The sequence below is a fragment of the Belliella buryatensis genome, assembly GCF_900188245.1.
GTDB classification, from domain to species: domain Bacteria; phylum Bacteroidota; class Bacteroidia; order Cytophagales; family Cyclobacteriaceae; genus Belliella; species Belliella buryatensis.
Genome location: NZ_FZOK01000016.1, coordinates 70682 through 79716, shown reverse-complemented (window position 1 = coordinate 79716; position 9035 = coordinate 70682). Strand labels below are relative to the sequence as shown.

Annotated in this window: 7 protein-coding genes; 4 read left to right on the top strand and 3 right to left on the bottom strand. The window is 38.2% G+C overall.

Features of this window, described 5'->3' with window-relative positions; translation table 11 throughout:
• Positions 1-269 precede the first annotated feature (269 nt).
• From CHB66_RS15385 to CHB66_RS15375, 3 genes are all read right to left on the bottom strand, one after another.
• Positions 270-2807: an OmpA family protein gene (locus tag CHB66_RS15385; RefSeq protein ID WP_089242304.1), complete on the bottom strand. Its 2538-nt coding sequence runs from the start codon at positions 2805-2807 to the stop codon at positions 270-272.
• A 3-nt stretch (positions 2808-2810) separates the two neighbouring features.
• Positions 2811-3971: a hypothetical protein gene (locus CHB66_RS15380; RefSeq protein ID WP_089242303.1), complete on the bottom strand. Its 1161-nt coding sequence runs from the start codon at positions 3969-3971 to the stop codon at positions 2811-2813.
• A gap of 215 nt (positions 3972-4186) precedes the next feature.
• Entirely contained in the window at positions 4187-4486 is a 300-nt protein-coding gene (locus CHB66_RS15375) for a thiamine-binding protein (protein ID WP_089242302.1), read from the bottom strand.
• A gap of 247 nt (positions 4487-4733) precedes the next feature.
• On the opposite strand from CHB66_RS15375, the gene CHB66_RS15370 reads away from it, so the two are divergent.
• The 4 genes from CHB66_RS15370 to CHB66_RS15355 all read left to right on the top strand — a co-directional run bounded on the left by CHB66_RS15370 (position 4734) and on the right by CHB66_RS15355 (position 8999).
• Entirely contained in the window at positions 4734-5759 is a 1026-nt protein-coding gene (locus CHB66_RS15370; RefSeq protein ID WP_089242301.1) for a DUF4407 domain-containing protein, read from the top strand.
• An 89-nt stretch (positions 5760-5848) separates the two neighbouring features.
• Positions 5849-7441: an amidohydrolase family protein gene (locus CHB66_RS15365; RefSeq protein ID WP_245812751.1), complete on the top strand. Its 1593-nt coding sequence runs from the start codon at positions 5849-5851 to the stop codon at positions 7439-7441.
• Positions 7442-7643: 202 nt separating this feature from the next.
• Entirely contained in the window at positions 7644-8444 is an 801-nt protein-coding gene (locus tag CHB66_RS15360; RefSeq protein ID WP_089242299.1) for an alpha/beta fold hydrolase, read from the top strand.
• A 105-nt stretch (positions 8445-8549) separates the two neighbouring features.
• Positions 8550-8999, top strand: coding sequence for a MarR family winged helix-turn-helix transcriptional regulator (locus CHB66_RS15355; RefSeq protein WP_089242298.1), 450 nt, complete (start codon positions 8550-8552; stop codon positions 8997-8999).
• Positions 9000-9035: the final 36 nt, after the last annotated feature.

The window sequence follows — 9035 nt, the reverse complement described above, 5'->3', positions numbered from 1 at the left end:
AGATTGATTAAAGAGGTTATTGAAGTGAATTAGGCATTATTAAAGTGACGATAAACTAAACTGATTCTTTTCCCTTTTAAACACAAAGATAGTTTTGACTGCCCTGTAGTAAAGGCTAAAATGAACTTCGCTTCGCTACGGCCTTGACAACAGAACTGTCAAAACTGGGACTGCATTTAAGAGAAAAAAGTATCAGAATGGAATAGTTATGTGAAATTTTAGCTCATTAGCTTGTTTTTCAACATAGGAGACGCCAAGGCACTAAGAGGTCAATTTCTCCGCTCAATCCTTACTTCTACCTTCCTGTCTTGGTCATTACTGGATTTTTGGGAGCCTCTTATGACCTGACCTCCTGACTCCATTTGGATTTGATCTTCTGGGATGCCGTATAATTCTCCCAAAGCATCAGCTACGGCTTTTGTTCTTTCCTCAGCAAGTCTTAGGTTATAATTGACATTCCCTGTATTGTCAGCAAATCCAGTAAGCGTAAGCATATATCCATCATTTTCTTTGATGAAATCTACCAGATTAGCTAGTTTTTTAAGTTCATCCTCATTAGGTACTCTTTGATTGATGTCAAAATAGATGATCTCTTTGAACCTAAGTAATTGAATTTCTATTTCAGGAGCTCTTTCTATGAATACAGTGTCTGTCTTGAGTGCTACTTCTATCAGCTCGGTATTTTCTTCTATCAAAGCTTCCTCCTCTGTTTTTATTTCTTGCTCTTTTTCTATCATAGCCGACCCACTTGATATGATCAATTCAGGCGTAATCCTAGCAAGTAAGAAGCCTAAGGTTTTTGCGACTTGTTGTGTCCTTAATAATTGATCTTCGTCTACAGCTGCCAGAGAATCTCGAAAGTCCCGAACAGGCTCACTTACCACTTCTCTACTTACTGTAGGAGTGGTGCCACTACTGTTTGTATTTGAATCTATAGCTCTAGCAGTAGCAGCTCCGCCAAAAAAAGCCCCGATTCTTTGCCAGAAATTCCTCTTTTCCCTATAATCCTCGGCAGTCTCGATGACTCTTCTTTCTTCAATCGTAGTCTGATTGATTGAGGTGCTTGTTCTATTTCTATCAGATAAGTCAGGAGCAATGCTTCTGCTTCTTTCTCCTCCCATATAGATAAATTCTCTAGGGAGTGCGCTCAAGCTATCCCTTTGTGCTTGAAGGCGTTTGGACTCCTGTTCAAGTTTTTGGATTTTTTCCTCTTGTGCTTTTAATCTTTTCTGTTCTTCAGAGGTAGAACTCGTTTCTTTGTTTGTTACTTTCGGTGTTTCAGTCGCTGATTTTGAAGCAGAGGATACGCTAACGGTATCTATTGAGCTTCTTTCTTCTTGAAGCGTATTTATGGCGTTTGGATTATTGAAAGTGAAATTTCTCCACAGACTATCTAATCCAAAATCAACTGATCTGGTAGGTTGAAATTTATATTCCTTACTCAAAGTTTGAATGCTGTCAATTTCAGTTTTTAATTCAATTTCTCTTCTTTGAATACTATCCAATGAATAGCGAAGGTCTTGTCTTCGCTTTTCAGTAAATTGGATCAAGGAATCTCTCTCAATCGAAGAAAGCAAGGTGTCAGCTTTTAAAAGCATATCTTGTTCTTCAAATTTTTGATCAATTTCAACGAATGATTTCTCTCTTACCTTTCCTTCTATTATTCTCCTTCTCCTTTCTTCTACTTGCTGATTCCAAGTGAGCATTTGATTCTTGTAGCTCAGACTATCCAACCTTGCTTGATCGATCAATTGTATGTTTGTGAAGTAGTTGTAGGTGTTGCCTGATGGAGAAGCTTTTATACTATCTTGTTTTTTGTTGCTGCTTTCAGCGCTTGCCATACTAATATTTGGGTTTCCAACTTGATAATTTGGGTAGTTGGTACTCAGCTTAGGAGCTCTGAAAGAAGACTTCTTGACACCGAAATTGTATTTAAGACCTACGCCGTGATAGATAACCCAGTCATTCAGACTATTATTTCTTCCCCTATTTGGATTATTAGGATCGACCATATTGGTGCCTGGCTGTGCGGCATAAGCTTGGAAATCATTGTCATAGTCGCTTCTGTATTGGCCACTTACGTCATCCAAGTAGTCGCTGAAACTGTGGATAAAGTCTGATTGTGCAAAAATCTCAATCCTGCTTCCAAGTCTGAATCTAACACCAAGCCCCAGGTTAGCATAAAACACACCTTGATCGTAACCCTCCTTCAATTCTGTTCTCAATGGAGTCAGTTCTGTCTCGTATACACCATTAGGTTGTACATTTGGGTTTGTGTAGTTATATCGATTGCCATCATCATCCAAAAGATCACCTTTTACAGTGAAGTCCAATATCCCAAAACCTAAAGAAGCATAAGGGGCAATCCATGATTTGGCGGGAAGTAATCTGTCATTATCTGCCTTGAAGACAAAAGCTAAACCCATATCTCGGGTATTATTTTGGAAATTTAAAGCCCGATCAAAGAATCGATTACTTGCTAACAGTTCTCCATTACGCTGCACATACCTATCAGACATAGCAAACTGATATTGCCCATAACTGAACTGAAGGCCTATGGTGGGGCTCAGTTGCCTTTCAAGGGAGATCTTCCAAGAATATTGATCAAAGTAATTTTCGTTAAAATAAAGTAGATGCTGTATGGCATCCCAGTTAGAAATACCTCTGATTCTAAAGGGAGTCAAGTCTCCGTAGTAATTGCTATAGCCACCGCTGACTCCAATCCTCCATTCGTAATCCTTTTGTTGAGCTAGAATCGTGGAGATTGTTATCAAGCTGAGGCCTATTGATATCATCAGCTTTTTCATAGATTACCTCCTGTTGTTTAGCCCTACCCAGAGGTTGAATTCCAAACTCATACCTACATAAGGTTGGATGAAGTCTGTTTTCACGCCCGAGTTGACATCCTCCATATTGATCAATACTGCACCCGCATTGAAACGCATTACTCGGAACATTTTATACCCTAAACCAGCATAAATCGGAAGGTTGACAATAGGGCCCGAGATGCGTTCACCACTGCTAGCATTGAAGTTTTGAAGAAATACGCCAGTAGAGAATGAAGCATTTCCTAGGAATTTTTGAAAAGTTTTATTCCCTAAAGGAAGAGATAATCCTAAATATGGTCCATTGAAATATTCTGTAGAGCTAAGGTTTCTTTTGACTGCAAAAGCACCGTATCCAAAATTGAGTGATAAGGTTCCTGGAAGTTTCTCTGTAGGATAAGAGTTTATCGTTCTGATGTCTACCAAAGACATTAGGCTTCTAGATAGGAATTGCTCCGTTTCGTTTTGAACAGCACCGATTAGTTCTTCTATGTATTTATTGGCATAAGCTGCTTTTTCATTATCTCCATCGCTTTTGCCTAAAATATTGAATCTTGCCCTCCTCAGCTTGAGTTTATTTCTTTGATCTAGTTTTTGTTTGACTAGATCTGAAAAACCAGGGAAGTCCCTTCCCAAGAAGTGTCTGTAATCCTCTAGCCCATTTTCCACAATTTGGTTCAATTGGGTGATCATTACTTGATCATTGTTATATGCTTTGATACCTCCTGAAGAAACTTCGAAGTTGGACCGGATGTAGGATTCAAGATTTTCACCTATTGCATTTTTGACAGATTCCATTTGATCCTCACCTGCTCGCTCATAGAAGAAAAATTCAAAATCGTAGTTGGTGTTGCTTTTCAGTGGATCAGCAATAAAAATTTCATATTGGTTGACTTCAAAGTCAAAGGCTCTTTTCCAATCATAATTCTCCGCTTGTTTGGAGCTTTTTCCTGGTCTATTTACCCTTATTTTCACATATGCTATACCTCTAGGTAAAGTCCCTTTGATGTAAAATGGCTCCTCCGCCGGAAGGACTACGCCAGAATTGATTTCATTTGAAACAACATCATAGTTGATAGATTTAATTTGGGCTTGAGAAATTTGAAAGGTTAATAATAAGATTGTGAAAATGATTATCTTTTTCATAAAATACGTTGGTTTAGAGTAAAAAGAATTCTAATGAGGTCAAATGTTGAATTAACATTTGAGACTAGAATATACGCAAAATTAACTTCATTCGAAGTTATTATGTTCGTTATTGTCTGATTTTAGAAGTATTAATAAAAGTAAATCCCCTTTTGGTTCACGAGGGGCATAAAGTAGAATATTTTTGTTAAAATAATTATAATCAATGATTTAGCTTATTGATACTTTCCAGTTTTATCGACGATATAAACATCTTTATTTTTTCTGATTTGCATGCGATAATATATCAACACTTCTTCGGCGCCAGCTGCTAGTACAGCCTCTTGCGCATCCATAGCAATCTTCATCAATTCTTCTTGCTCTCCTTCCATCACTGTTTCAAAAGGAGTCACCACATGGTTTACTCCTGAGTTTTGAATTACCTCTATGGCTTTGTCGACTAATGCATAGCTATCAAGGTTTTTACTTTTGGGTACGATTTGAATTCCTAGGTTGATGATGTGTTTCTGTTTCATGATTATATTGTTAGGGTGTGCTCAAAATCGAACGTAAACTGTTCGGTTTTAATTGTTCGTTCGGATTTAGATACTTGAATTTGAAGTGAATAGAAATTGAGTAGGAGGCATTAATCCCTTTTAATTCAAGTTCAATCTCAAATTTAAGGGCTTTGGTCACATTTATTGGCAATTAGGATTAAAGAAAAATACTTTTGGCTTGGTCTTCTCTTAATCTTGGAGAGAATACTAATAGTCGTTATCATTCATGGAAAAAATCACTCGCTTTCTCTGGTTTTGTAGTGGAGCTAATTTCAATTTGCTTCAAAAATCCCCCACTGAAAGCAACAAATATGTAGGCATAGGGGGAACAGTTTTCTTTACAGCAGTCTTGGCTACATTGTCGGCTGGTTATGCATTGTTTACAATTTTCCAGTCGATCTATGCAGCTATTGGATTCTCTTTGATTTGGGGATTAATGATTTTTAATTTAGATCGTTTTATTGTTTCGAGTATGCGTAAGCGAGCAAATGTGTGGTCAGAATGGAAAATGGCAATTCCAAGATTGATCATGGCGGTAATTTTAGCGCTTGTCATTTCCAAACCATTGGAATTGAAAATATTTGAGCGAGAAATCAATAGGAAACTGGATGAGCAAAAAATCCAGATGATGGCGGAAAGTAAAGAGGCATTGTCCTCTAGCTTCAAAGAAATAGGTGTGCTTGAAGCCAGAAAGGATAGTCTTTCAAGGGCCATTCAGACAGCTATATCTTATAGAGATCAATTACAGCAGGAATATGATTTTGAACGCTTTGGTGTCAAGACAGATGGAAGTAGCGGGATCGTTGGCCTAGGTACAAATGCTAAAAAGAAAGAACAGCAACTGGATGAAGCCCAACTTGAACTAAGAGAGATGAAAGCAGATAATCAAAATAGAATTGACCTGCTTGATCAAGAAATTCTTGCGATAAACACTCAAAAAGAAGCAGAATTTCAAAAAGTCAAACCACAAATTGATGGGTTTGACGGAATAGCTGCAAGAATAGATGCCCTATCTCATTTGACATCAGAAAGTAAAGCGATTTGGCGAGCAAACATCATGATTATCTTATTGTTTATTGCCATAGAAACTGCACCAATATTCGTCAAACTGATTTCACTTAGAGGGCCTTATGATCAATTCTTGGAGTTAGCAGAGAGAAATGTAGAAGTATATACAAGTGAAAGAACAATAAAATTGGAATATGAAAGTGATTTAAGATTAATAGATATGAAAAAGACGAGAACTATTTAGCTTTTGTAGCTGATTAAAGCCCTTTTGGATGGATGGTTTTTTTATTGAGAAGAGAATTTTTAATTTACTTCCGTCAATCAAAATCAAATATGAAAAGAAACTTACTCCTAATCCTTGCCTTACTATCCTTATTTCCAATAGAAAATCATGCTCAAGTCATGCCTTCACCAGAAAGGAAGGAGGGTGAGGGACCTTTTGATCGCTTGATCATCAGGGGAGTTACATTGGTAGATGGGACAGGTGCACCCCCGATAGGTCCCGTTGATATTGTAGTGAGTCAGAATAAAATTACCGAAATCAGGATTGTTGGCTATCCAGGTCTGCCAATCAAAGAGAATAGAAGACCACAAGCTGGAGCCAATGATCAAGTTTTGGATTTGGAAGGGTATTATTTACTACCCGGATTTATAGATATGCATGGGCATATTGGTGGAGCAGGTCAAGGAACACCAGCAGAGTATGTTTTTAAACTTTGGATGGCGCATGGTATCACCACAGTGAGAGACCCATCGGCTGGTAATGGTTTGAATTGGGTACTTGAACATAAGCAAAAATCCGCAGCCAACACCATTACTGCACCAAGAATCTTAGCCTATACTTCTTTTGGTCAAGGTGCAGGGAAAACCATTACCAATGCAGCTGAAGCAAAGGCCTGGGTCAATGAAAATGCAAAGAAGGGAGCTGATGGAATTAAGTTTTTTGGTGCCAAGCCAGAAGTAATGCAGGCTGCATTAGAGGAAAATAAAAGGATAGGTCTGCGTTCGGCTATGCATCATGCGCAGATGGATGTAGCTAGGTGGAATGTGTTGAATTCGGCACGCGCTGGATTGACCACTATGGAGCATTGGTATGGCTTGCCTGAGGCACTATTCGAAAAACAAACAATCCAAGATTATAGGCTTGATTATAATTATCAAAACGAGCAGCACAGATTTGCAGAGGCAGGTAAACTTTGGAAGCAGGCAGCACCTCCTTATTCTGATCACTGGAACAAAGTCATGCAAGAGTTGCTTGACTTGGACTTCACCATCGATCCCACCTTCAATATCTATGAAGCCAATAGGGATTTGATGCGTGCTAGAAGAGCAGAGTGGCATGAAGAATATACTTTGCCATCACTTTGGAGGTTTTACAAGCCTAGTAGAGAGTCTCACGGTTCTTATTGGTTTGATTGGACCACCGAGGAGGAGATCCAATGGAAAGAAAATTACAGACTTTGGATGACTTTTGTCAACGAATACAAAAACCGAGGAGGCAGGGTGACTGCTGGATCGGATTCAGGTTTTATTTACCAACTCTATGGTTTTGCATTTATCCGTGAACTGGAATTGCTGAGAGAGGCAGGCTTTCATCCACTAGAAGTGATCAGAGCTGCTACCATGCATGCTTCTGAAGCACTGGGTTTAGATCAGGAAATTGGGACTGTAGAGGTAGGGAAATTAGCTGACTTTGTCATTTTGGAGGAAAACCCACTTCAAAATATAAAAGTGCTCTATGGGACAGGAGCGATTCGAATTGGCGAAGACAATGAGCCAGTTAGAGTAGGTGGTGTAAAATATACAGTCAAAGATGGTATCGTATATGATGCCAAACAAATGCTGGAAGATGCTAGACAGATTGTACTTCAGCACAAAGCGAGAGAAGAAAGTAGAAAATTAAAGCAACCGGGTTTGGATTGGTGATAATAGGTGGGGCGTAAGATTCAAGAACGATAAGTAAATAGCTTATAGGGAATAAGAGAAAAGTTTAAAGTGCCCCTTTAATAATGTGCAATTTAAACTAGAACATGTCGGCAATTACATCGTATTTCAATTAGGGTTGTTCAATTATTTTGTTCTTCAAATCTTGAAAGCCTAACTTAAGTTTTGCAAAAAATTTCAAACTATGCCACATCTACAAGTCAATCAAGTCGATTTGTTTTATACTGATGAAGGTTCAGGTAAAGAGACGATTGTTTTTTCCCATGGCCTACTATGGAGCCAAAAAATGTTCAGAGATCAAATAGATTTTTTAAAGAAATATTATAGAGTAATTGCTTATGATCATCGAGGCCAAGGACAATCTGAGGTAACACCAGGTCCATATGATATGGATCTATTGGCAGCTGACGCATTAGCTTTGATTGGGCATATTTCAGATAGACCTGTGCATTTTGTGGGTTTATCTATGGGTGGTTTTGTTGGAATGAGACTAGCTGCTCGCCATCCAGAGAAAATCAAGAGCTTGATTCTATTGGAAACTTCAGCCAATCCTGAGCCTGTAGAGAACCTGCCCAAATACAAAATGCTCAATGGAATAGTCAAGTGGCTAGGTGTAATTCCTCCAGTAGCCCAATCGGTCATGAAAATTATGTTTGCTCAGAGTTGGCTTGAGAATCCAAAGAACAAGTCAGCGATTCAAACTTGGACCAAGGAATTGCAGTCCAATAACAAGACGATCACACGATCTGTGGAGGCGGTCATTTATAGAAAAGGAGTAGAAGAAGAGATCAGAAGCATTCAATGCCCTACAATGATATTGGTTGGTGATGAGGACGTAGCTACCAAACCGGAAAAAGCAAAGTTTATCCAAATGTCTATCCCTAATGCCAAGTTGCATATGATTCCCGGAGCAGGCCATTCAAGTTCTATCGAAAAACCAGATGAAGTCAATCGAATGATTGCAGATTGGATGTGCCAATTTTAGCCGATTAAACCTTTTTAGAAAAAAAATCTAAAAATTTCTCATAATTATTGAACATTTTGTTACATTTACATGTATATACATTAAATACAAAAGCAATATATACCAATGAGAATAGAAGATGAAATAAAGCAAAAGACATTCAAAGATCCCTATAACAAGTTAGTGGTGAATTTGCTTTACACACATAGCTATATTGTTTCCAACCAAAGTGCATTATTTAAACCACTTGGACTTTCTCCAGAGCAATACAATGTCTTGAGAATTCTAAGAGGACAACATGGCAAGCCAATCACGGTTTCTTCTATTCAAGAGCGAATGCTTAATAAAATGTCTAATGCCTCCCGATTGGTTGAAAAGCTCAAACAGAAAGACTTGGTTGTAAGAGAAGAATGTCCTTCTGATAGGAGGCAAGTTGATATCATGATTACAGCCAAAGGGCTGAAGGTATTGGAAGAATTAGAGACTGCAGTATATGCTTTCAACAGGGATATCGTAAAGTTGACAGAAACAGAAACTAATCAACTCAATGCACTGTTAGATAAACTACGAGGGTAAATTTTTTTACCCCTATTAATGTATAGACATTCAATG

Excerpts from the sequence above, each read along its gene's own strand:
- CHB66_RS15385 (WP_089242304.1), bottom strand. The coding sequence starts at position 2,807 with ATGAAAAAGCTGATGATATCAATAGGCCTCAGCTTGATAACAATCTCC.
- CHB66_RS15380 (WP_089242303.1), bottom strand. The coding sequence starts at position 3,971 with ATGAAAAAGATAATCATTTTCACAATCTTATTATTAACCTTTCAAATT.
- CHB66_RS15375 (WP_089242302.1), bottom strand. The coding sequence starts at position 4,486 with ATGAAACAGAAACACATCATCAACCTAGGAATTCAAATCGTACCCAAA.
- CHB66_RS15370 (WP_089242301.1), top strand. The coding sequence starts at position 4,734 with ATGGAAAAAATCACTCGCTTTCTCTGGTTTTGTAGTGGAGCTAATTTC.
- CHB66_RS15365 (WP_245812751.1), top strand. The coding sequence starts at position 5,849 with ATGAAAAGAAACTTACTCCTAATCCTTGCCTTACTATCCTTATTTCCA.
- CHB66_RS15360 (WP_089242299.1), top strand. The coding sequence starts at position 7,644 with ATGCCACATCTACAAGTCAATCAAGTCGATTTGTTTTATACTGATGAA.
- CHB66_RS15355 (WP_089242298.1), top strand. The coding sequence starts at position 8,550 with ATGAGAATAGAAGATGAAATAAAGCAAAAGACATTCAAAGATCCCTAT.